This window comes from Pleurocapsa minor HA4230-MV1, assembly GCA_019359095.1.
Lineage (GTDB): Bacteria > Cyanobacteriota > Cyanobacteriia > Cyanobacteriales > Xenococcaceae > Waterburya > Waterburya minor.
The window spans coordinates 51,718-75,267 of sequence record JAHHHZ010000025.1 but is presented as its reverse complement, the minus strand read 5'-3'; the positions used below and the strand labels follow the sequence as shown (position 1 = coordinate 75,267).

Here is a 23,550-nt window from a genome sequence, read left to right as displayed (position 1 = left end):
AGATAGTGATGCTTTCAATAACCTAGTCAAGGCGAATTATCTTCTTGTTCGTTTGTTCCTAAAACCAACCTTGGCATCTGCTACAACAAAAGTATCGGTGTAAGGGTTAGTTTCGTCTCCATAAACTTGAATATCATCATCACCATAAGCTTGAGCATTAGTATTGGCGCAGCAACATTTTCCACCTTGGATCTCGGAATTCTCAGCTAATTCGATATACTCTAAGTCAGAAATAATCATTGTGTTGACCTCTTTTTGTTTATTTGTTTAAGTAGTTTTTGACTGAGAGCAAAAGTTGTTCTCATCATGATTAATTTAAGTTTTGGCAACACTACCTGATTAAAATCCAGTGTCAGGGTAAGTTTTAAAGATAGTTATGCTTTCAATAACCTAGTCAAGGCGAATTATCTTCTTGATCGATTGCTCCCCCTAAAACCAACCTTGGCATCTGCTGCAACGAAAGTATCGGTGTAAGGGTTAGTGTCGTCTCCATAAGCTTGAACATCATCATCACCATAAGCTTGAGCATTAGTATTGGAGCAGCAACATTTTCCACCTTGGATCTCGGAATTCTCAGCTAATTCGATATACTCTAAGTCAGAAATAATCATTGTGTTGACCTCTTTTTGTTTAATTGTTTAAGTAGTTTTCAATGAAAACAAAAACTGTTATCATTTTGTTTTCGCCAAAGCTCGTTCTAAAATAATCTTAATTAATCAACTTTTGCTTTGGTTCTTAACTGTTTTTATAATAAAATTTAGAGCTAAATAAAACATCTCACAAAGGTCTTTTTTCTCTATAAACGAAATAAATAAACTCTCTAGTACTTTAGTTATTCAGCTGAGTAAACTATTTATGACTAAAGTTACAATTGCTAATTATCAATACCAAATATGCAAAAAACTCTTGCCGAGAGGGGGCAAAAGTCTAATTTGGCACTAGTATTCCAATAAGTTAATTTTTTCTGGTTAATTTTCTCCAGCAGTGGAACTGTAGAAGTAATAATCAGCGACGTAATATGTTTTAATTTTTAGGTAAAACAGATTAATTGCAGGGGTATTTCTCCTTCAAAAATACTACGCAAACGCGAAACGCCCTTACTAATCCTGATTATGAGCGATATCCAGCGATTATGTTAGTCAGTTCTAAAGCATTTGTCTATTTAGTTGAAAAAGGATTAATTCTTTAATTGTCGCAAGACAGCCTCTGAAGAGGAAAGGTCTTAAAAAATCCCTGTGTATAAGGAATTACCGTTGTGACGCGCGATGCGAAGTAGGAGCTAATCTTTTAGGGCTTTTAGCAACGGTGAGCGTCAATATAAATCTTGAAACTGAGTCAGACAAGTTTAATTTAGAGTGCAAGGCTAATAAAAAGCGAGAAGACCTGCTTTTGGGGTTCTGTCCGTGTTTCGATCCCAAAAGCAAGCCTTTTAAAGTTCACTCCTCACCACATATAAAATTTTGACCTATTAGCCTAAAAAACTCTAATGGAAGTGTAACAGTTTAATGATTGTCACTGCGCATTATTGACCAAAGATCGGAGCAGGCTCTAATTGAATTGATTCTGCATAATTACTGCTTCTAAGATACTTGCAGCCTGGTTTACTTCCTGTTCAGATACGATTAACGGTGGCACAAAACGTAGTACTTTTGACCCTGCGGGAGCTAGGAGTAACCCTTGCTCCATTGCTGCTTTAACCAGTTGTATAGAAGTAAGATCGATATCTGAGCGTAATTCAATTCCGTTAATTAAACCCCAGCCACGAACTTCGCTAAACAAATTAGGATATTTGTGGGCGATCGCTCTTAATCTAACTCGAAGTTGTTCTCCTCGCTGCTGGACATTCTGTAAAATATTTTCCTCCTCCAAAGTTTGCAGTACCCCCAGCGCAGCAGCACAAGCAAAAGGATTGCCACCAAAAGTACTCGCATGATTGCCTGGCTCAAATACAGCACAGGAGTCCTTACAGAGCATTGCGCCGATGGGAATACCACCTGCTAAACCTTTAGCACTAGTTAAAATATCGGGTTCAATTCCCAGTTTTTCATAACCCCAGAATTCACCACTTCTACCAATACCTACCTGTACCTCATCAAAAACCAGCAAAATATTATTTTCGTCGCAAATTTTACGCAGTCTGAGGAAATATTCAAGCTCTCCAGGACGTACTCCTCCTTCCCCTTGAAGGGGTTCGATCATAATTCCCACTACTCGACTCAAAGTACCTTCATCAAGGTCGGTAATGGCGTTTTCTATCGCCGTAATATCGTTATACGGCACGTAGGCGAAGCCAGGAAGCAAAGGGCCAAAACCTTGCTGATATTTTTCTTGTCCTGTAGCGGTAATAGTTGCAAGGGTACGCCCATGAAAGCTAGCCTTAGCAGTGAGAATAACTGGGTTATCAACCTTGTCTAAATGAGTATGAGCATATTTTCTAACTAGCTTAATTGCAGCTTCGTTAGCCTCCGCTCCAGAATTACAGAAAAATACTTTGTCCATACAGGAGTGGTTCACTAACCATTCTGCCAACTGACCCTGTTCGGGAATGTAATATAAATTAGATACGTGATGTAGCTTGTTAATTTGCTCAGTAACAGCTTTAATTAAGGCTGGATGGGCATGACCTAGGGTGCAGGTAGCAATTCCTGCCACAAAATCGAGATATTCTTTACCCTCAGTGTCCCAAAGACGGCAGCCTTCGCCTTTGTCGATCGCAATTGGAAAACGACCATAAGTTGACATTACACTCTGGTCAAAGCGATCGCGATCGAATTCAGTGGTTTTTAAAGTAGTTTGAGAATTATTGATGGCTGTAGATTGAATCACAAGATACCCTTTGATAAAGATTATTTTGAAATAATTATGTGTAAAAAAACGGTTATTATTTGCTAAAGCTAAGACTAATGTAGTTTGATTTTAATGCCAATTTAATCTTAATGTAATTAATTTGGGAAAAAGAGTGTTATCGAATACGGTAACAATAAATATTGAATGTATAGCTACACTTTTGAGGCAAAATATGGGCGTTTACGCAAGGAGTTAGTTAGGGGTGGTGTAGCATTAGCCAGTATCGTACTGCTCGGTACTTTATGGTATTGGTTAGTCGAAAAGTGGACTTTGGCTGAGTCGGCTTATATGACTGTGATTACCCTATCTACCGTAGGGTTTTTGGAGGTACATCCGTTAGGAGAAAGAGGGCGATTATTCACCGTTGCTCTAATTCTTATGGGTTTATTCACCATTGGTTATATCGTCAATCGGTTTACAGAAGCCCTAATTCAAGGGTATTTTCAGGAAGGAATCAGACTAAGGCAGGAGAAAAGTTTGATTGAATCTCTAGATGAACACTATATAGTATGTGGTTTTGGGCGGACAGGTCGTCATGTTGCCAGCGAATTTTTTGCGGAAAATATTCCCTTCGTGATTATTGACGATAATATCGAAGAAGTTGAAGAAATCAAGCAGCTTGGCTATACAGTAATTTTGGGAGATGCAACCCTTGATGAGTCATTAATCCGTGCCAGGATTGAACGGGCAACTTGTTTGGTTACCGCCTTGCCTTCAGATGCCCAGAATCTTTATACAGTGCTATCAGCCAAGACTCTAAATCCGCGCATTAGAGCGATCGCTCGCGCTAGTAATGAAGAAGCGGTACAAAAACTCCAGCGTGCAGGGGCAGATGCGGTGGTCTCCCCTTATATTACAGGAGGCAAAAGATTAGCAGCAGCAGCATTAAGACCCCAGGTCATGGATTTTGTAGATGGCATTATTGCAGGGTCGAATAGTTCTTACTATATGGAAGAATTTTTAATCGACTCAGCAGCTTGTCCCTATGTTGGTCAGACCTTAAAAGACGCTAGATTGCGCTCTCAGTCAGGGGCATTAGTTTTAGCAATTCGACGCTTTGACGGCAATTTAATTGCTGGGCCTAATGGAGATACGCAAATTTTAGAACGTGATGCCTTAATCTGTATGGGAACGGCAGATCAGCTGCGAATGTTAAATAAAATTCTCGGGCCAATTAATCCTAATGCTGGATTGAGACTTCCCAAAAATAATCAGTAGATCATACTTTTTAAGCTTATTTTAGCTAAAGTAGAATTTTAATCCTTTGCCCTGTGTTATTAGATAATCTAGATAATCTGGCTAACAAGTTAACCCCCCTAAAAACAGAAGCTTTATCTCTAGTTCACCAGGCTGCGGAAAAAGCGTCCTCCGCAGACGATTATTTAATCAAAAGTATTGGTAATTCAATTGGTTCTCCCATAGCTGTTTGGTTAGCTCAACATCCATCGATCGCTTGGTTAGTTAATCATCCTTTAATAGCTATCCTAACTAGTTTAATTGCTACTATTTTGCTAGTAAGATTACTACTCACAGTCTATCGCGCGATCGCCAGTACGATAGATCGCCTTTGGCTGGCAATTTTGCGATCGCCTTGGCGCTTACTTAAATTCTTGTTTGGCTGGGAGACAAAGCCGAAAACAATTACTTCTAACACCACGGTAACCAACTACGAAGTAACCAACGACTCGCAACAGCTACAGGAAATTCTGACTCGTTTAGATCGAATTCAACAACAGCAACAGGAAATTATCCAAGATTTAGCACTGTTGAAACAACAACCCTTAACTATCGAACCGCACCAACTTCAGTTAGTAGAAAAGAAAATTACTAATCAGTAATTAGTAATCAGTAATCAGTAATCAGTTTGAGTATTTGTGCCGAAACTGCCATACTTTCTTCATAAAGCATTTCTCGACCCCAGCGCTGGAGTTGTTGACCGAGCAAATCTTCACTCTTTTGGTCTAATAAAGGAGTTACCTGCTCAATATAGCAAGCTTGTGCGCCTCCCCCTGCTTCCATTCGCATACAGCCTGTGGTGCTTGAGCAAAGAACAGTACAGCAATCTGCATTCTCATTGGTTGAGGTTAAACGTAAGCTGACTAAATCGCCTGGAATATCTCCCCAGTCGGCAGTAGGGATACCTGCTAATTCAGCTTCAATAGTACGCTGTTTGTCATCAGTAAACTTAACTCGACGGATCTCATAGTCTCCACCTTCAAAGTTATAGCTGACAGGAGTCCACTGGAGACGACTTGCCAACCAACCAAGGAACATTAATGCCTGAGACTGATTACCCTGTTCATAGTCAATAGTAACTCGATCTACTTCATAAATTGCCGCTCGCCTTTCTGGGGGATCGAAAGCTGCTGCGGTTAATTCTTGCCAGGGTGCTAGTCTACGCCAGTTAATATCTGCCAAAGCAGTATCCTGCTTGAGTAATCCTGCCAAAGCTTGGAGATCTGTTTCTGGTTCAACAAAGCTACTAGAATCAAAAATTACGGTATCGCTAGAGGAGATGAGGCGCTTAAACAAGGGCAAGTCGGGAGTTGGAGTTGCTTTCCACCAGATAAACTTAGGCAAATCGGCGATCGCTAATTCGGCAATAATACCACCAATCCGATCTAGTGCTTCAGCAGTACCACTAAGAGTAATATACTCACAGCAAATTAAAGTATTTTGGCTCTGCTTATTAATGGGACAGTATGCCGATACCTGAGCTGTAACCCCTGTATCTTCCCCCAAGATCGGACAAAGAGTAATAATTCGACAGGGATTAGAAGCAGCAATTACATCGGCAGTAATACCTTCTGAATCGGGAGTATAGCTAACAGCAGCAGTTTTATTTTCGGCGGTCAACTTATCTTGGGCTTTTGCCTGAATAAATTCTTCTTGTAGCTTAGTACGTAAAGCTGTGTTCGATTTTCCTGTGGCTTCCATACCGTAGTCTTTTTGAGCAGCTTTAATGGCAGCACTGGTTCTTGGCCCAGCAATTCCGTCAATAGGCCCTGTATAAAACCCTAAAGAGGCTAATAGCTGCTGCGTACCGTCAGGCTCATAGACGATCAGACTAAAGGTTGCTGCTCTAGTAACGGCTGTGCTATCTTCATCCTTACCCTGACTCTGCCAAAGCGATCGCAATTCCGCTTCAATTTCATCAATGGATACGTCTTTTGGTGCTTGTAAAGAAACTATTGGTGAAACCATAATTATTAGTAGTTAGTAATACCACAACGGTAGAATGTCAGTAATCAGTCCTAAAGGACGACGCGTAGCTAGTGCTTTAGCATAAGCTTCGCCCTAAAGGACTAGCTTCGCGTCGCAAATAATCAGTAATCAGTAATCAGTAATCAGTAATCATTTAAAGTCTCCGCCAACTACGATGATCGCGGTTAATCATCATTTCCGCTTCTTTCGGCTGCCAAGTACCCGCTTCGTATTGAGGCATGAGGCTAGGATCGCTAGGAGATTCCCAGGCATTAATCAAAGGCATGACAATATTCCAGGCTGCTTCCACTTCATCGGCACGAGTAAAGAGAGTTTGATCTCCCAACATACAGTCGAGTAACAAACGATGATAAGCATCTGCTGTCGTCATACCAAAAGATGAACCATAGCTAAAGTCCATATTAACGGTTCTAGTTCTTAAATCTGGCCCAGGGGTTTTGGCTTCAAACTTGAGCGATATTCCCTCATTCGGCTGAATCCTCATCGTTAGAACATTAGGACTTGTTTGTTGTGCTGCCGATTGAAAGATTAATAAAGGAACTTCGCGAAAATGAATTGAAATCTCACTGACTTTCTTGGGCATCCGTTTTCCTGTACGGAGATAAAACGGGACTCCTTTCCAGCGCCAGTTATCTATTTCTAGCTTCAAAGCGACAAAAGTTGGGGTAGTAGATTCAGGATTCACCCCTTCTTCTTGACGATAACCCTTAACTGGTTGACCTTTCATCCAACCTTCAGAATATTGCGCTCGAATTGCCGATTGCTCCAAGTTATTAGCGTTTGCAATATGTGTCGCCTGTAAAACTTTGGTTTTTTCGTTGCGAATACTATCGGCATCTAACGAGTTGGGAGGCTCCATGGCTGTAATGGCAAATAACTGCATCAAATGATTTTGCAGCATATCTCGCAAAGCACCCGAAGTTTCATAGTATCCTGCGCGTTCTTCTACGCCGACGGTTTCTGCTACGGTGATTTGAACGTGATCGACAAACTGCCGATTCCACAGAGGTTCAAAAATAGCATTGCCAAAACGGAAGACTAAGATATTCTGGACAGTTTCTTTACCTAAATAATGATCGATGCGATAAACCTGTTCTTCTTTACAAACTCGCTGCACCGCACGATTAAGAGACTGAGCCGAACTTAAGTCTTTCCCAAAAGGCTTTTCAATCACAATTCGGCTTTTGAGCGGATCGTTTAGCATCCCTGCTGCACCAAGCTGTTTTAAGGCTGGTTTAAAGAAATTAGGCGATACTGCCAAGTAAAAGATACGATTGCCTCTAGTTCCCCGTTTACCGTCTAATTCCGTCAGAAAGTTGTTTAACTTCTGATAACTTTCCGCCTCATCCATATTGCCTGAGCAGTAGAAGATACCCTGAGCGAATTCATTCCACAGTTCTTCATTACCAACACCATTACCAAATTCTTCGATCCCATCTTTAAGATGTTGTCGGAAATAGTCATGATCCCAATCTCGGCGGGCAACTCCCACAATGGTCATTTCTGAGGGCAGACGGCGCTCTCGTCTAATTTGGTAGATCGCAGGAATCAACTTTCTTTGGGTAAGATCTCCCGATGCGCCAAAAATAACGATAATAGCAGGATCGGCGGTACGTGCCTGCTGCAATCCCACTCGTAACGGATTTTCTAATATTGCAACCATATGTTTGATTGAGAGAATTTTGGTTAAAATTGATGCTGTTAATTTTCTTGAGCCATAGGGTTAAACCGCCCCGAGATCAGCTGGGAACAAAAAAGAATGAGAAATGTAGTTTTAGATTCCTCATTCTCATTTTCTATCTTATCGATCTTTCATCCTGTTTATACCGTTGCTAAATGCTCAACTTTGGATTCTAGAGATGACATTAAAGATTCAAAAGGCTTAATGAATTTATCGATTCCTTCTTCTAGTAGCGCATCCATTACAGCATCTAGGTCGATATTTACCGCATCATCTTTTAAACCTTCGATAACTTGCTGTGCTGCATCTAGATTGCTTTCGATCCGACTAGCAGGATCGCAGTGATCGACGCAGGCATCAATGGTGTCGGGAGGTAAAGTGTTAACTGTATCTTGCCCAACTAATTCATCCACGTACATCACGTCGCTGTAGTCAGGGTTTTTAGTCCCCGTACTCGCCCAAAGCAAACGCTGTACCTTGGCACCTTTGGCTGCTAGAGCTTTCCATCTGTCGCTACCAAAGATCTCTTTATATTTCTGGTAAGCTATTTTAGCATTAGCGATCGCCACTTTACCTTTAATTGCCTCAAGTTTAGCTTTGGCATCGCCTTCGGCAGACTCTAACTTGCTGTCAATCTGTTCATCGATCATCACATCAATCCGACTGAGGAAAAAACTGGCAACAGAAGCCACTTTACTAATATCTGCCCCCGATTCTGCCCGTTTCTCTAAGCCTCTAATGTATGCCCAAGCAGCATCAATATAGCTTTGAACAGAGAACAACAGAGTTACGTTGATGCTCATCCCTTCAGAGATTGCCTGTTCGATCGCAGGTAAACCTTCTCTAGTTCCTGGAATTTTGATCATCAAGTTGGGACGCTCAATAGTTTGATAATAGCGACGCGCTTCTTTAATAGTACTATTATCAGTAGTCTTGGCTAAACTGGGTGGGACTTCAATGCTGACATAGCCATCTAAACCATTGCTTTCCTCATAGATGGGCATCAAGATATCACAGGCATTACGAATGTCAGTAAAGATTAAATCTTCGTAGATTTCTTGGACTGACTTTTTAGCTTTAATTCCTGCCTCAATCGAGCGATCGTAAATTTTATTACCAGCGATCGCTTTTTCAAAGATGGCAGGATTGGAAGTAATCCCACGGATTCCTTTTTCGGTAATCGACTGTTTTAATTCTCCTGATTCAATCAGATCGCGATTGAGATTATCCATCCAAATACTTTGACCGTATTGATTTTCGATGGCTAAAATTGGGTTGGTTGTAGACATAGCTTGATAAATACTCCTGTAATACGATAAACGTAATTAGTTAAGCGATTAAACTAAAGCTTTTTCTTCGGCATCGTGACGCGCTCGTTCTTGAATAAAAGACTCGACTAGCTGCACATCCTTAATGCTGCCTATAATTAGCGGAGTTCTTTGATGTAACTCTTGAGGAACGTAGCTCAACAGTCTTTGATTACCAGTACTAGCTGCCCCTCCTGCCTGTTCTGCCAGGAAAGCTAGCGGTGCTGATTCGTATAGTAATCTTAATTTTCCTTCAGGTTTATCGACTGTGCCTGGATAAAGAAACACTCCACCCTGTAATAAAATCCGATGAAAATCGCCAACTAATGCGCCACTATAGCGAGCGGTATAACCTTCATGACGATGAACATAGCGAATATAATCTCTAATAGATTCATCCCACTGCCAGTAATTACCTTCATTCAAACTATAAACAGGGCCATGATTGGGGATGGTAATATTTTCCTCAGCGAGAATAAATTCCCCTAAGCTGGGGTCAAGCACAAACGAATGAACTCCTTTGCCCAGGGTATATACCAGTACCGTTGAAGGGCCATAAAGAATATAGCCTGCTGCAATTTGGCGATCGCCATTCTGTAATAAATCTTGTGCTTTTTCGTCTAGGTCATTACCTTCTTGTTGACGTAGAGAAAAGATTGAACCTACATTGAGATTAATATCAACATTGGAAGAACCATCGATGGGATCGTAGAGCAGAGTATATCGGCCCACAGGACAGTTTTCGGGAATATAATAGGGTTTTTCCATCTCTTCTGATGCCAAGCGACAAACTAACCCGCTTTGCTTAAAAACAGAAATAAACACATCATTAGCGTAAATATCCATTTTTTTGACAGATTCTCCCTGAACATTGGTTTCTCCTGTAAAACCTAATGCCCCTGCCATCAAACCAGCGCGACTTAAGCGACGGCTCACTAATTTTGCTGCTAAAGCCAGACGATTCATGATCGCGCTAATGTCCTGTGCCTGAGTTGTAAAGTCGGAAAACTGCTGAAGCACATGCTGAGATAGAGTTTGACAATCTCTATCTAGGCTGTATTCTGGAATGACAGCTTGGTCTAAATTTTCCATAGGATTAAGCTTCCTGCGCCTATATTTCTTGTTTCGTTCAACCTTTAACCATTACGTAGTCACAGTGGACTTTTGAGACAATTTAGCGGTTGGCAGAGAATCAAGCCAGTTAAAACAATTTTGGCGTAACTTAACTTTGTTCATTCAAGCCCGAAGTAAATTACAAACTGTTATTTTGGCTATTTAACTCTACATAATTCATCTTAGGAAGGGATTTTTAGTCAAGGTAAGAACCTTAAGACTAGCTTCAGATTAGCGACAAATTTTGCCATCTCTGATACACGTTTTAATTGTCTCAGGCTAAGATTAGCTGCTGAACTATTGATGTGTTGTACTCAGCAGCTCGATCTTAATTAGTCTTATTAGCCTTACATTTAGTCAATATCAATTGACTGTGGGCGATCGCTTTTGTTAGCCGTAGTCGGAAAATCACTCACGGAATTATATCCCTGTTTAGCTAACCATTGAGACAAAGGTTCTTCGTTGAGATTGAGATGTAAAACCCCTGAAATAAAACCACTGGCAAAAGCGACGGGTTGTTGGATTAGTTTTTGCACGACTGGTGCTAACTCAGTTAAAAACATAAAATCAAGTACTATTTACGATCTGTTAGGTCTATAGTAAAAATTTTAGCGTGATTATCAAGGTCATGGATTATGTCTGACTAAATGCTAGTTTTTTACTCTTGAGGTTATGCCCTTATGGTACTTTTGACTTTTGACTTCTGATTTTTGACTTTGAAAAGATGAGCAATAATTACCGTACCGAACAAGACTCGATGGGGTCAAAACAGATCCCTGCCAACGTTTACTATGGCATCCAGACTTTAAGAGCAACGGAGAATTTTCCGATTAGTGGCATCAAACCCCTGGCAACTTATGTTGATGCCTGTATTTTAATTAAAAAAGCCACAGCGATCGCTAATGGAGAATTAAACTGTATTAATCAAGAGATCTCTCAGGCAATTGTCCAGGCAGCAGATGAAATTTTGGGCGGGAAGTTGCGGGATCAGTTTGTGGTGGATGTTTATCAGGCGGGGGCGGGTACTTCGCACCACATGAATGTCAATGAAGTGTTGGCAAATCGGGCTTTGGAACTTCTAGGGGAGGAGAAAGGTAATTATCAAAGAGTTAGCCCCAACGATCATGTCAATTATGGGCAGTCTACTAATGATGTGATCCCTACGGCTATTCGTGTTGGTTCATTGCTGGCTTTAGATCGCACTCTATACCCTGCTTTGGCTAAAGCGATCGCTGTCCTGGCGCAAAAAGCCACGGAATTTCAAGATATCGTTAAATCTGGGCGTACCCACATGCAGGATGCCGTTCCTGTACGTCTAGGGGAGGGATTTAAGGCCTGGGAAACAATTTTAAAGGAGCATCACCAGAGAATTACTACCGCTGCTACTGACCTATATAACTTGGGTTTAGGAGGTAGCGCCACAGGAACAGGACTCAATACCCATCCTCAATATCGTCATCGAGTCGCCGAACTGTTAGGGGAATTTATCCAGCAGCCACTACAGCCAGCACCGCATCTAATGGCAGCAATGCAGAGTATGAGTCCGTTTGTCAATGTTTCAGGCAGTCTACGGAACTTAGCTCAGGATTTAGTCAAAATATCCCACGATTTGCGCCTAATGGACTCTGGCCCGCAAACAGGATTTAAAGAAATTCAGCTACCAGCCGTACAGCCAGGCTCGTCAATCATGCCAGGAAAATATAACCCCGTGATGGCAGAAATGACCTCGATGGTTTGCTTTCAAGTGATGGGCTACGATACGGCGATCGCTTTTGCTGCTCAAGCAGGACAGTTGGAATTAAATGTCATGATGCCTCTGATTGCCTACGATCTGATTCATAGTATTGAAATACTGGGCAACACAATTAATAGCCTCAGCGAACGTTGTTTAACAGGAATTAGCGCCCGTCGCGATCGCTGTTTAGCCTATGCGGAAACTAGTCTTGCTTTAGTAACTGCCCTAAATCCTCATATTGGTTATCTCAAGGCAGCAGATGTGGCGAAAAAGTCGTTAGAAACAGGCAAATCTATTCGGGCGATCGTCTTAGAAGCAGGCTTGATGAGCGAAGAGCAACTGGCAACAGTCCTCGATCTAGAAAAAATGAGTCAGATTCTCGAATAGTTAAGTAGGTGGGTGTAATTAAATTGGAAACGAGGTTAGGGAGTAAGAAGTAACGAGTAACGAGTAACGAGTAATATGCGGAGCGGTATCTCTAACTATGCGACTTGTGCCGCTTAGTTCGGTAGACAAGTCCTTTAGGACGAGTAACAAATAGCTGTAAGGGTAGGGGTTTGATCGATTATTTTGCCTACCTACTTAGCTATTAACCCAAAGCTTAACAAAACTCTAAGCTTCAAGTATGGTAATGAAGTCAACTAGATTAGGCTTTGAAATTAATGAAAATACGCTCTCTATTAATTGCTGCCGTGGGTTTTGTTTCCCTAAATGCGATCGCCCCAGCTACAGGTTCGGCAGGGATTGCTGACGATCTTAGTAATGCTTCGGTAAGCGTTTTAAGCAAGCTGGGATACGACTGTAAAACCGCTAGCGCTGGGGCAATTCTTTGTACCAAGTGCAAAGTGGACGACAACAAACAAAAGTGCGAGGCTTTTACCTGTGATGCGGTTACGAAAAAATGTCGCCGAAAAACTGCTGAAATTCCCCGCATTCCTGGTTTAAATAACTGAAAAATATTAGTTTCAATTACCAAAAAATTAAAAGCTAAAGAAAATTAACCCACTACCCACTACCCACTACCTATTACCTAGTCTTAACAGTTTAATTTGTTCCTTAGGAGTTAAATAATCATAACGATGAGTCAGATTCTAATGATCTGCCAAAGCTCCCCTCGCTATAATTTGTGGCAGATAATATCACTGTAAATAGCAAAAAATTAAATCAATGTCATCAACAACTATCTGGGTCAACGAACAAATCGATCCTGGTGGGTTAATCCACGCCTGTATTGCTTGCCGAAATGAAGCTGCTGCCAATGACTGTCATCAAAACTGGATTAATAATCTTACCGATGAGCAGAAACAAAATGGTTGGGTTGCTAGTTTGCGCACCGTAAATTCTTGGGATGATGTCCCTGTTAATGCCCTGAAGCTAAGTTTTTAAGCAATTTCTCAAACGAGCTTGTCGCAATTCATTTGCCTTTATGGTGAACCCATGGTTATAATCATCAAAACGGAGTCGTTATGAGTTTGCATTTTAAGCTTTAATTTGAGATTATGGTTGAACAAATAGAAAATGTCGTCATTATCGGTTCAGGGCCAGCGGGATATACAGCAGCGATCTATGCAGCTAGAGCCAACTTGAAACCTCTGATGTTTGAAGGTTTACAGGCAGGGGGCGTGCCTGGAGGACAACTAATGACCACCACCGAGGTCGAGAATTTTCCTGGCTTTCCTGAAGGAATTACAGGGCCTGAGTTAATGGAGAGAATGCGATCGCAAGCTATTCGTTGGGGAACAGAATGTCACACAGAAGATGTCGTCCAGGTGGATTTTTCTCAGCGTCCCTTTACAATTACTTCCACCGACAGGACAGTTAAGGCTAATAGCGCGATCATCGCCACTGGCGCAACCGCAAAGCGTTTAGGTTTACCCAGCGAAAAACAATATTGGAACAACGGCATTTCCGCCTGTGCGATCTGTGACGGTGCTAGCCCGATTTTTAACGGCAAAGAATTAATTGTTATTGGTGGTGGTGACTCTGCAGCGGAAGAAGCGGTGTATCTAACCAAATATGGCAGTAAAGTTCACCTATTAGTTCGTCGGGGAGAACTACGGGCTAGTAAAGCCATGCAAGATAGAGTTCTCAATCATCCCAAAGTGACGGTTCATTGGCATACAGAAGCTATAGATGTATATGGCGAGAACAACCTCATGACAGGAATTAAGCTGCGCAATGTCCAAACGGGGGCAGAATCAGAAATTAACGCCAACGGTCTATTCTATGCGATCGGCCACCAACCCAATACCGATCTGTTCGCTAATCAAATTGAATTAGATGATGTCGGATACATTAAGGTAAATCCAGGTACAGTCGCCACGTCTATTGCGGGAGTCTATGCAGCAGGAGACGTACAAGACCACGAATATCGCCAAGCAGTCTCAGCAGCAGGAACAGGCTGTATGGCAGCACTAGCAGCCGAAAGATGGCTTGCCGAACACAATCTCATCGTTGAATACTCTCAACAGCCTCAAGCAGTTAAACCAGAAGAAAAACCAACCCCCACAGAAAAGCAAGCTACTACCGAAGCAGACTTTGATTTAAACGCCAGCAGTTATGTAGGTGGCTATGCCTTGAGAAAACTCTTCCATGAAAGCGATCGCTTGATCATGGTGAAATACGTTTCCCCTACCTGTGGCCCGTGTGGAATTCTCTCGCCAATTTTGAGCAAAGTAGTTGAAGAATATGCAGGAAAAATTCACTTTGTGGAAATAGATATCGTGGCAGATCCCGAAATTGCCCAGATGGGTCAGGTTTCAGGTACACCCACAGTACAGTTTTTCCGCGATCGAGAATTACTCCAGCAAGTTAAGGGCGTACAACAAAAAAGCCAATACCGTCAATTAATTGAACAATATTTACCTACAACTGTTTGATTACTAATCAGTAATTACTGTTCATTATCTTTAAGCCAATAAATACGACTTTGATCGGGTGTAGTTAAAGTACTGTATTGTTTCATCAAACTTTGAGTTTGTTGTGGATCGAAGTTATGGTTTAACTGATCTCTTAGCTGAGTTACTCTAGCGTCAGTTTCCTGAACTTGAATGCGCAATTCCTCTAATTTTTCCTGCTGAGTAAGATGATAGGGTAAAAGTCTGAAAAAAGAAGCGATCGCGCCAATGGCAATGGCCCAACTCAAAATCAGCTTAAGACTAATTTCTGCCGTTACCCCTCGATAGAGATTACGTCGTTGATAAGTGTTGTGAGGGACTGCTTTAGGCGCTCGTTTGCCAGAATTCATGAATCCACCCCAATAATAAGGACTCTAGATTAACAACTGTGAATCACAATTGCCAAGCTAAAGTCCATAACTAGTCTTGCAATAATTGATGCTTAAATCTACTAAATTTACTTATATAGTTCGGTAGATAAGCGAATTGCCATGATTCCTGGGATCAAAGCAACTGCAAGAGCGATGAATATTTGAGTGTCTGTTAGAGGCATCGTGATTTTACTCCTTTTTTGGACTGATATAATACTGAACAATTAAGATCTTCCATCACTAATTTGCGTCAAAATTGCCCCCAAGAGAAACATCTTGTAACAAGATGCAACATAATTAAGAAGAAACTTAAATCAAAAACTGGCTGAAATTAAGGGAAAATGGCAAAATCCGCCGAACAAAATTTTTTGCTAATCGGTAATTAGCTAGTTATTGTCTGAAGATTTTTCGGTTTTAATTTTTCAAATATATTTATTTAATGTTACAAAACATAGTTGATTATTTCAGCGACGCAGGGGTCGAAGTTTATTTAATACTGGTAGTTTTAGTGCTGCTAGAAACTGTCTTATCTGCTGATAATGCGATCGCTTTAGCGGCGATCGCCAAAAGCGTTAAAGACCCAAAATCCCAGCGTCAAGCTCTTAATATTGGATTAGCGGGGGCATATGTTCTGAGGATCGCCCTCATCTTCGCTGCTACTTGGGTGATCAAGTATTGGCAGTTTGAGTTATTGGGAGCAATGTATTTACTATGGCTAGTATTTAATTACTTTTACTCTGCACAAAATGAAGATGATAAGCATAGAACTTTAGGGTTCAAGTCTGTTTGGCAAGTTATTCCCACTATTGCTATTACCGATTTAGCGTTTTCTCTCGATAGCGTCACCTCGGCGATCGCTATTACTGAAGATACTTGGTTAATTGTTGCTGGCGGGACGATTGGAATTGTGATCTTGCGTTTTCTGGCGGGATTATTTATTCGTTGGCTACAAGAATATACTTATCTGGAAGATGCAGGCTTTATTACCGTTGGTTTTATAGGGTTGCGTCTGCTACTCAAAGTTTGGCTACCAGACTACTTGATTCCCGAATGGGTCACAATTGCTGTCGTGGCTGTTTTCTTTACCTGGGGATTTTCTAAAAAAGAGCTAGTAAAGTCTGATGATACCAATTCTCAAAAATAGCTGTAGAGCTAAAATTAATAGGAAGTAGAAAGTAGGAAGTAGGAAATAGCGCGAAATTCCGTTGCCCTAAAGGACTAGCCCTAAAGGATTAGCTCGCAAGCTCGTCCTAAAGGATTAGCTGGCGCGTCCGTCCTTCGCGTCGCGCGTGTTTCCCGCGTTGTCCTAAAGGATACACCTTCGGATAAGGAAATTTCGTAAGACGGAAGTAGTATTTCAAAGATGTCCTAACTTTGTTATTTATGGCTATAAATTAAATGATTAACAGCTTAGTAGTTTAGATATAAATATTTAAATAGATTAATTTAGTATTAGCCAAATACTAAAATTAATAGATATTGTATTTTATATTTATTAATTTAAAAAAACTAAGCATTTTAATATAATTCTCAGCTTAAAAGAAAATTCAATTAAATTTTTCTTAAACTTTTTTTAAAATAGATGTTTTTAAAATCTAGACTTGTTAGCAAATAGATTAAATATAAGAATACTATTGTCTCTGTTATTTATCTTATTATCTAAGCTTTAAGTCAAAAAGATTTCATTTATTTGCTTTTGCTTTTAAATTTTTTGCTCTAGTTTTGCTAGATTTTTTTTTAACATAATAATCTTTTCATAATTGTTTTGATTTTTACCGTAGTATCCAAAATCTTAACATAGCGAAACTTCCATCTATCAAAGGTAAGAAAAATTTTATAAACCTGGTTACTAAAAAAGCTAACAGCTGATAACTAATAGCTCTTGAACAGTAACTTTAATACCTATCTAAAGAGAGACGGTCTAATTGTAGATTACAGATTAACATTTTGTGAGGTTATCCTAAAGGATACACTTCGTTATCTAAATTATTTTTACTAGAGCTATTAAAAAATTCATTTTGTCTATTTAGTTTTGGGAAATAGCCCCAAGGTATAAAAAGCTGGACTTAGTAAAAATAAACTATCTAATTATTAATAAGGAAAAAACTGTGTTTGACAAAGAAATACTGCTATTAGCGCAGACAAATATTATAGAAACTGAATCAAATATTGAAGCGATGCAAGATGCTTCTTTTATGTTTAATGGGCCCCAATTCTTTGCTGCTTTGTTAGCTGGAGTAGTCTTAGCGTTTGCTTTTCAATTACTCTTTACTAATTTGGGTGTTGCTATTGGTATTTCAATGGCTGGGGGTAAGGGTAGTTCTGATTCCCATTCATCATCCAGTCACACTTCTAAAGGATTCGGCAGCAGCATCAAAAAAATTGGTTTGATGGTTGGCTTAGGAACTTTGGTCAGCGTGACTTTAGCTCTATTTATTGCCAGTCTGTTAGCAGTTAAACTGAGCTTGTTTGCATCACCCCTATCTGGTGCAATTGTCGGTCTAGTTATTTGGGCGGCTTTCTTTGCTTTAATGATGTTACTGAGTTCTCAAGCAATTGGTTCGCTACTTGGTTCTGTTGCTAACACTGCTACTTCTGGCATCCAGATGATTTTTGGTACGGCTACGGCTGCCTTGGGTGCTGGTGCAGTCAACAAGCAAGTAGTTAATACGGCGGAGGCTGCTGCAAATGCGGTCAAAAAAGAATTAGGGATGGCGATCGATCCTGTTTCGATGCGCGAAAATATTGAAGACTTGTTGCTGTCAGTAAAACCTACTGGGTTAGATCTAGACAAAATTACTCAAGATTTTGAACGGTTACTTGAAGAGGAAAATTTACAGGAAGTTGTCGATAGTGATAGTGTTCGCAACATCGATCGCCAAACCTTCGTGCAATTAATCAGCGATCGCTCTGATATTTCTAAAAAAGATGCTGAACGTATAGCAGGTAGGCTAGAGTCGGTTTGGCGCAAAAAAACTCACAAGTCTACTCACTCAAGCAATCCCATTAGCGATTTTGCCAATTATCTCAAGTCAGCTACCAAGGAACAACTTGTCGGTAAAGATTTTGATGGTAGGTTAAATTCTTTACTTAATGCCGCAGGTCAAAAAAATAGTGGTCAGCAAAGTGGCCCGATGCAACAGGCGACGGCTTCCTTTGGTGCTAGCAGTCTGGCTAATATCATCATGAGACGTGCGGATCTATCTGACTTTGACGTAGAAAAAATTGTTGGTCAATTAAAAGATACAGCGGCGAAATTGGGAGAGGGAACTGACCAAGTTGCTGTTCAAGCAGGACTAAAAGACGCTTCTACTACTACGATCAAAAAAGATATTAAAAACTATTTAATTACTGCCTATCCTTGGCAACTCCAGGCAAAAAATCTGAATCATGAATTTCGTGATTTAATTTACGATGTGTCGGCCGATCCTGAAGCTGTAGCGACTGAACTAAGGCAGATTAAGCGCGCCGATTTTGTCGAGATCTTAAAGCAAAAAGGACTACTTTCACAGTCGCAAATCCGCAGTACGGCTAATATTCTTGATGCAATTCGTTTAGAAGTCATCATTACGGCTGAAGCAGCGCAAGCAAGAGCAAAAAGTATCGAACTAATGGCGGAGGTAGAAGATTATTTAACTACTGTACCCAAAAGCGATTTAACTCCTGAAAAAATTCAGCTGGAATTCAAGCCGATTCTTGAAGACTTTAATGCCACTTCTGAACAGTTGAGTACTCGCTTGACAGCTTTAAACCGCCCTACTCTAGAAAGAATGTTAGCGTTGCGTAGTGATATGGATGCAATCGAAGCATCGGCGATCGCAGGAGAATTAGAAATCGCGCGAGATCAGGTTCTGGAAACTAACCTACAAAATGTCAACCAGGCTCAAGCGCTAGCTGAAAGACAGTGGTTACAACTTCAGACTTACTTAAGAGAGGCAAGGAGAGGAGAACTCTATCCTGATGGTATTAAACGGGAATTGAAATTGTTGTTAGACGATTCCCAGACTGATGGTTCAGCATTTAAAGTTAGATTAGCTCTTTTCGATCGTGATGCTTTGGTTCAATTACTTTCCCAACGTGGAGATCTAACGGGCGAACAAATCGACGATATTGTTGATATCATTGAAGATTCTTGGATTCAAGTCGTTAACCTGCCTCAAAAGTTAACCTCAAAAGCACAGTCACAATATGACCAAGCAACATCGGCGATCGCTGATTATCTACGTCGGACTGGAAAGCCAGAACTCAACCCCAAAGGCATCGAACAGGATTTAACTTTACTGTTTAATAATCCCAAATTGGGTTCAAGAGCTGTACGTCAGCGTTTAGCAGCAATGGATCGCGATACTCTAGTGCAGCTATTAGCGCAGCGCCAAGATTTGAGCCAAGAGGATGCCAATCAAATTATTAATGATGTGCAGTCTACCCTGAAAAACATTGCTAAAGCACCCCGCCGTGCAGCTATTCGTACCCAGGAAAAAGTTCAAGACTTCCAACATGCGATCGCTGATTATCTTCGTTCTACCGACAAGGCTGAATTAAGTCCGACGGGGATTAAACGAGATGTCGAATTACTCTTGAACGATCCTCGCGCTGGCGCAGAAAGCCTCAAAACCAGATTATCTAGCTTCGATCGCTCTACTTTAGTAGCCTTGTTGAGTCAACGCGAAGACATCTCCGAAAGTGATGTTAACCAAGTGGTAGATCAAATCTTAGAGGTTAGAGATAGTGTCATGTCTCAACTCCAGCTGGTACAGGATAAAATTCAGTCTGCAATCGATCGCATCTTAGCCAAAATTAAGAATTACCTCAATAGCTTAGATCGTCCTGAACTAGCTTATGAAGGTATTAAACGAGATGTTAATGTCTTATTTAACGATCCTCAAGCTGGTTTTACGGCGCTTAAAGATCGCTTTGCTCATATAGATCGCGATACGCTGATAGCTGTTATGAGTTCTCGTGACGATATTTCTCAGGCTGATGCCGAGCGGATTGTTAGTCAAATTGAACGCACTCGCGATCGCGCTCTACAACGTGCTGAACGTATTCAAACCGAAGCGGCAATGCGTTTAGAAAATGCCAAGAAACAGGCTGCTGAACAGGTAGAAGAAACTCGTCAAGCTGCTGCAACCGCCTCTTGGTGGTTATTCCTCACTGCTTTAATTAGTGCGATCGCTTCTGCTGGTGCAGGCGCGCTAGGTGTTAATCTCTAAGCAACTCAAAAGTAATCAACTTCAAGCTTTAGACGTAGTGTAATTGAGCGCTACGTCTTTTTTTTGGCAATTGAGCGCAGCGATCGCACTTTCAGCTTAAATCTTAGATCAAGTATGAATAATGACTTTAAATAGACTAATTCCCCGACGCGAAGCTAGTGCTAAAGCACATTGTACCCTTGTGGTATACCGCTACGCATATCCTTTAGGGCAAGTCCCTAAGTCCCTCAATTAAAACATTTAACTGTTCATCCGAACCTGATATTACTCATTCAGCAACGCCAGAAAACCAGTCAATAGAACAAGAAGAGTCAACAATGCAAACAACACCCAACGAACAATAAAATATTTTTCTTGTTTTCTGTCAATGCTTAACTTGTAAGTTACTTAAATTCTTAGCAGCGATCGCCAAGTTTTTAGTTCCTAATCAGACCATAAACGCCGACGCTCTTTTCCTTTCAACAGCTGATGTGTATCCCTTAAGAGGGTGGGAATAGCCAACTGTTCGGGACAACGAGGTAGACAGTCACCACAGTCAGTACAACGATTACCTTTCATCCCAGGAAACCAATGTCCTGCATTTTCTAACATGCCATAGCGATACTGACCATAATCTGACATTTCGTATGCAACAGTCAAATTGCGTAGTCTGAGAATTTCGGGGATGTTAATTTGTTCGGGACAAGGAAGACAGCGATCGCATTGACGACAAAGATCTGAACCCAGGCTAGTGGTTAACTGTTGTTCGAGCTGGGTAAATATTTTTTGTTCTTCAATAGTTAAGGGATGATCGGCATCAGCAACCTGTAGGGGAGTTATTAATTCAGCGGGATTAGCTGCGCCGAGGCTGAGGGTAGTAATACGGCGATCGCTCAAGAGAAAGCGATAGTTTAACTCTAAAGGCGTCACAGGAGCGCATAATTCAACTAGCTTTTCAGGTGGTGTATATAGTTTTCCGCCCTTATCTCCAGGAGAAATAATAAATATACCCATGTCTTTTTCGGCTGCCAGAGCGATCGCCTGATGGTTACGCTGCCAAAAGTAGTAATAGTGTAAGTTAATAAATTCAAAAATATCGGTCTTAATTGTTGCCAAAATTAGTTCTAGGCTGCCGTGAGTGGAAAATCCCAAATGTCTAACTTTGCCTTGAGCCATGGCGGTTTTAATTGCGGAGAGACAACCATCAGGTTTAATGATCCACTCTAGATGCTCCCAGGTATTGATGCCGTGTATTGCTAGACAATCAAGATAATCTGTTTGTAGTCGAACTAAAGATTCATCTAGCCATTGGCTCATTTGTAGTCGATCTGGGGTAGGAGTTAGCTTAGTCGTGAGGTAAATTTCCTGACGGGGAATCGCTAAGTCTTGTAATGCTTGTCCCAAAAAGGTTTCACTCTGCCCATAGCCTCTGGCAGTTTCTAGATGATTAATCCCTAAAGCGATCGCCGACTCGATAGTTTGACAGTAAGTCTGACGGTCATCCAAACAACGCATTGTTCCCAGCGAAAACACTGATAAGTTGAGCTTCGTTTTACCAAACCGCCTTTGACGCATCGAACTTATCACCAAATCAATTTTATATAGTATTGCGCTCGATATTGCTTATCGCTGCTCTTTATAGCCACCCTTTTTGATCAGTTGATCTGGACTCAGCTCTGAAACAAATTCTTTAAATGCCTCCCTCTCAGCATTATCCGCATCGCGATCTACAGGAATTGAAGCATCAGCAATTACTTCTTCCAATACCCAAATTGGGCTATCGGTACGGATGGCTACTGCTACCGCATCACTGGGACGACAATCAATTTCTTTTTTGACACCATTAATATCGATACACAACACCGCATAAAAAATATCATCGCTCAAAGAGTGAATAATAACGCGCTCTAGGTCGATATTACAGTCATAAAGAAGATTTGCCATTAAATCATGAGTCAAAGGACGAGAGGGACGATGTCCTTCCAAAGCTTTGATAATTGTTTCAGCTTGGTCTTGCCCAATAAAAATAGGTAATGCTCTACGCTCTGAACTGTCCTTGAGTAGAATCATCGGACTACGACTAGCAGCATTTAAGACAATGCCTGCAACTTTCATTTCAATCATTGATATTAGCCTCTGAAGTAATTAAGATTGTCAGGAATAATAAGAGTAATAAGAGCGATAAGCTAGCAAAATTTAAACGTATTTGTGATCAAATGTAAAGATGTTTTGAGTATCTTTCAACCTCAAACATGGTCAAAAACTAGAACCATAATGTTACTGTTTATTCACAGTATGCCTCAGTTTTTTGCTGTTGCCTGCACTATTCAGGAAAAAATAATAGTTAGACTATTCCAGCTAGAGAAAAATAATTATGTTTACAGGTTTAGTACAATCTCTGGGCTTAATTGAGAGTTCTGGACAGAATTCTTTTGAAATATCGATAGTCGGTCACAATCACGACGTAATTACCTCAGATTTGACAATTGGCGATAGTGTGGCGGTAGATGGAGTCTGCCTAACGGTAGAAACTATTTTAGACCAGGGTTTTATTGCTACTGCTTCCCCCGAAACCTTAGCCAAAACCACTTTAGGCGATCGCGATCGCGCAGCTAAATATGTCAATCTGGAAACTTCTCTGCGAATGGGCAGTAAAATCGGCGGTCATTTTGTCACGGGACACATTGACGGGGTTGGTTGCTTAGTCGAAGCAGTGGCGACTGCTACTTCCTGGGAGATCCGTTTTGGGTTACCCACAGGAATGGATGAGCAATGGCACTCCAAGATCGGTCGTTATTTGGTATCTAAAGGTAGTATTGCTGTTAATGGTATTAGCTTGACTATTGCTGAATGCGCCCCTGATGGCAGTTGGTTTTCAGCTGCGGTGATTCCTCATACTTATGCCGAAACTAATCTTAGTAATTTGCGATCGGGAAATTTAGTCAATCTAGAAAGCGATATTTTAGGTAAATACGTCGATCGCTTGATTTCCCATCGTCTACCAGACAAACACCAACCAGCAGAAATCAGCTTGTCTTTTTTGACCGAGAATGGATATGTTTAGTGATTTAAATCATAGCTTAGATCAAGTATGGATAATGACTTTAAATAGAGTGATTCCCTAAGTCCCTAAGCCCCTAAATCCCTAAGTCCCTAAATTAAAACATTTAATTGTTCATCCG

General features: G+C 40.9%; 21 protein-coding genes. 9 read left to right on the top strand and 12 right to left on the bottom strand.

All coding sequences use genetic code 11. The features are described 5' to 3' along the window. Positions 1–36: 36 nt before the first annotated feature. The 3 genes from KME09_16980 to KME09_16970 form a co-directional block, all read right to left on the bottom strand. On the bottom strand, positions 37–240 hold the full coding sequence (locus KME09_16980) for a hypothetical protein (protein ID MBW4535633.1): 204 nt from the start codon (positions 238–240) through the stop codon (positions 37–39). Between the two features lie 164 nt (positions 241–404). After that, positions 405–611 carry a hypothetical protein gene (locus tag KME09_16975; protein ID MBW4535632.1) on the bottom strand — a complete coding sequence of 69 codons (207 nt, stop codon included), beginning with the start codon at positions 609–611 and terminating at the stop codon, positions 405–407. Positions 612–1,548: 937 nt separating this feature from the next. Next, complete coding sequence (locus KME09_16970) at positions 1,549–2,826, bottom strand: aspartate aminotransferase family protein (GenBank protein MBW4535631.1); 1,278 nt, start codon at positions 2,824–2,826, stop codon at positions 1,549–1,551. 165 nt (positions 2,827–2,991) lie between these two features. Here KME09_16970 and KME09_16965 point away from each other — a divergent pair, with 165 nt between their 5' ends. Both KME09_16965 and KME09_16960 read left to right on the top strand, forming a co-directional pair. Beyond that, positions 2,992–4,065, top strand: coding sequence for a potassium channel protein (locus KME09_16965; GenBank protein ID MBW4535630.1), 1,074 nt, complete (start codon positions 2,992–2,994; stop codon positions 4,063–4,065). A 53-nt stretch (positions 4,066–4,118) separates the two neighbouring features. Next, positions 4,119–4,685 (top strand): hypothetical protein, encoded by a 567-nt coding sequence (locus KME09_16960; protein MBW4535629.1) that lies wholly within the window; start codon positions 4,119–4,121, stop codon positions 4,683–4,685. 7 nt (positions 4,686–4,692) lie between these two features. On the opposite strand, the gene opcA is transcribed toward KME09_16960, so the two are convergent. The 5 genes from opcA to KME09_16935 form a co-directional block, all read right to left on the bottom strand. Next, on the bottom strand, positions 4,693–6,051 hold the full coding sequence (gene opcA / locus KME09_16955; GenBank protein MBW4535628.1) for a glucose-6-phosphate dehydrogenase assembly protein OpcA: 1,359 nt from the start codon (positions 6,049–6,051) through the stop codon (positions 4,693–4,695). A 154-nt stretch (positions 6,052–6,205) separates the two neighbouring features. Continuing rightward, on the bottom strand, positions 6,206–7,735 hold the full coding sequence (locus KME09_16950) for a glucose-6-phosphate dehydrogenase (protein ID MBW4535627.1): 1,530 nt from the start codon (positions 7,733–7,735) through the stop codon (positions 6,206–6,208). 158 nt (positions 7,736–7,893) lie between these two features. Further along, complete coding sequence (tal, locus tag KME09_16945) at positions 7,894–9,042, bottom strand: transaldolase (GenBank protein ID MBW4535626.1); 1,149 nt, start codon at positions 9,040–9,042, stop codon at positions 7,894–7,896. 48 nt (positions 9,043–9,090) lie between these two features. Continuing rightward, complete coding sequence (gene fbp, locus KME09_16940; protein ID MBW4535625.1) at positions 9,091–10,152, bottom strand: class 1 fructose-bisphosphatase; 1,062 nt, start codon at positions 10,150–10,152, stop codon at positions 9,091–9,093. 374 nt (positions 10,153–10,526) lie between these two features. Further along, positions 10,527–10,736, bottom strand: a complete 210-nt coding sequence (locus KME09_16935; protein MBW4535624.1) for a hypothetical protein — start codon at positions 10,734–10,736, stop codon at positions 10,527–10,529. 161 nt (positions 10,737–10,897) lie between these two features. Here KME09_16935 and KME09_16930 point away from each other — a divergent pair, with 161 nt between their 5' ends. From KME09_16930 to trxB, 4 genes are all read left to right on the top strand, one after another. Continuing rightward, positions 10,898–12,295: an aspartate ammonia-lyase gene (locus KME09_16930; protein ID MBW4535623.1), complete on the top strand. Its 1,398-nt coding sequence runs from the start codon at positions 10,898–10,900 to the stop codon at positions 12,293–12,295. 275 nt (positions 12,296–12,570) lie between these two features. Beyond that, the gene (locus KME09_16925; protein MBW4535622.1) at positions 12,571–12,861 is read left to right on the top strand and encodes a hypothetical protein; all 291 of its coding nucleotides are present in this window, start codon (positions 12,571–12,573) and stop codon (positions 12,859–12,861) included. A gap of 214 nt (positions 12,862–13,075) precedes the next feature. After that, positions 13,076–13,294: a glycogen debranching protein gene (locus KME09_16920; GenBank protein ID MBW4535621.1), complete on the top strand. Its 219-nt coding sequence runs from the start codon at positions 13,076–13,078 to the stop codon at positions 13,292–13,294. A gap of 113 nt (positions 13,295–13,407) precedes the next feature. Then, the gene (gene trxB, locus KME09_16915; GenBank protein ID MBW4535620.1) at positions 13,408–14,787 is read left to right on the top strand and encodes a thioredoxin-disulfide reductase; all 1,380 of its coding nucleotides are present in this window, start codon (positions 13,408–13,410) and stop codon (positions 14,785–14,787) included. Positions 14,788–14,801: 14 nt separating this feature from the next. Here trxB and KME09_16910 read toward each other — a convergent pair whose 3' ends face one another. Beyond that, positions 14,802–15,155: a hypothetical protein gene (locus KME09_16910; protein MBW4535619.1), complete on the bottom strand. Its 354-nt coding sequence runs from the start codon at positions 15,153–15,155 to the stop codon at positions 14,802–14,804. Positions 15,156–15,262: 107 nt separating this feature from the next. Next, the gene (gene psaM / locus KME09_16905) at positions 15,263–15,358 is read right to left on the bottom strand and encodes a photosystem I reaction center subunit XII (protein MBW4535618.1); all 96 of its coding nucleotides are present in this window, start codon (positions 15,356–15,358) and stop codon (positions 15,263–15,265) included. Positions 15,359–15,615: 257 nt separating this feature from the next. On the opposite strand from psaM, the gene KME09_16900 reads away from it, so the two are divergent. Both KME09_16900 and KME09_16895 read left to right on the top strand, forming a co-directional pair. Next, complete coding sequence (locus tag KME09_16900; protein ID MBW4535617.1) at positions 15,616–16,320, top strand: DUF475 domain-containing protein; 705 nt, start codon at positions 15,616–15,618, stop codon at positions 16,318–16,320. Between the two features lie 982 nt (positions 16,321–17,302). Further along, complete coding sequence (locus tag KME09_16895) at positions 17,303–20,389, top strand: MFS transporter (protein ID MBW4535616.1); 3,087 nt, start codon at positions 17,303–17,305, stop codon at positions 20,387–20,389. Between the two features lie 423 nt (positions 20,390–20,812). On the opposite strand, the gene KME09_16890 is transcribed toward KME09_16895, so the two are convergent. Both KME09_16890 and KME09_16885 read right to left on the bottom strand, forming a co-directional pair. Then, positions 20,813–21,943 (bottom strand): aldo/keto reductase, encoded by a 1,131-nt coding sequence (locus tag KME09_16890; GenBank protein MBW4535615.1) that lies wholly within the window; start codon positions 21,941–21,943, stop codon positions 20,813–20,815. A gap of 48 nt (positions 21,944–21,991) precedes the next feature. Beyond that, positions 21,992–22,492 carry a bifunctional nuclease family protein gene (locus KME09_16885; GenBank protein MBW4535614.1) on the bottom strand — a complete coding sequence of 167 codons (501 nt, stop codon included), beginning with the start codon at positions 22,490–22,492 and terminating at the stop codon, positions 21,992–21,994. A 250-nt stretch (positions 22,493–22,742) separates the two neighbouring features. On the opposite strand from KME09_16885, the gene KME09_16880 reads away from it, so the two are divergent. Beyond that, positions 22,743–23,432, top strand: coding sequence for a riboflavin synthase (locus tag KME09_16880; GenBank protein MBW4535613.1), 690 nt, complete (start codon positions 22,743–22,745; stop codon positions 23,430–23,432). Positions 23,433–23,550: the final 118 nt, after the last annotated feature.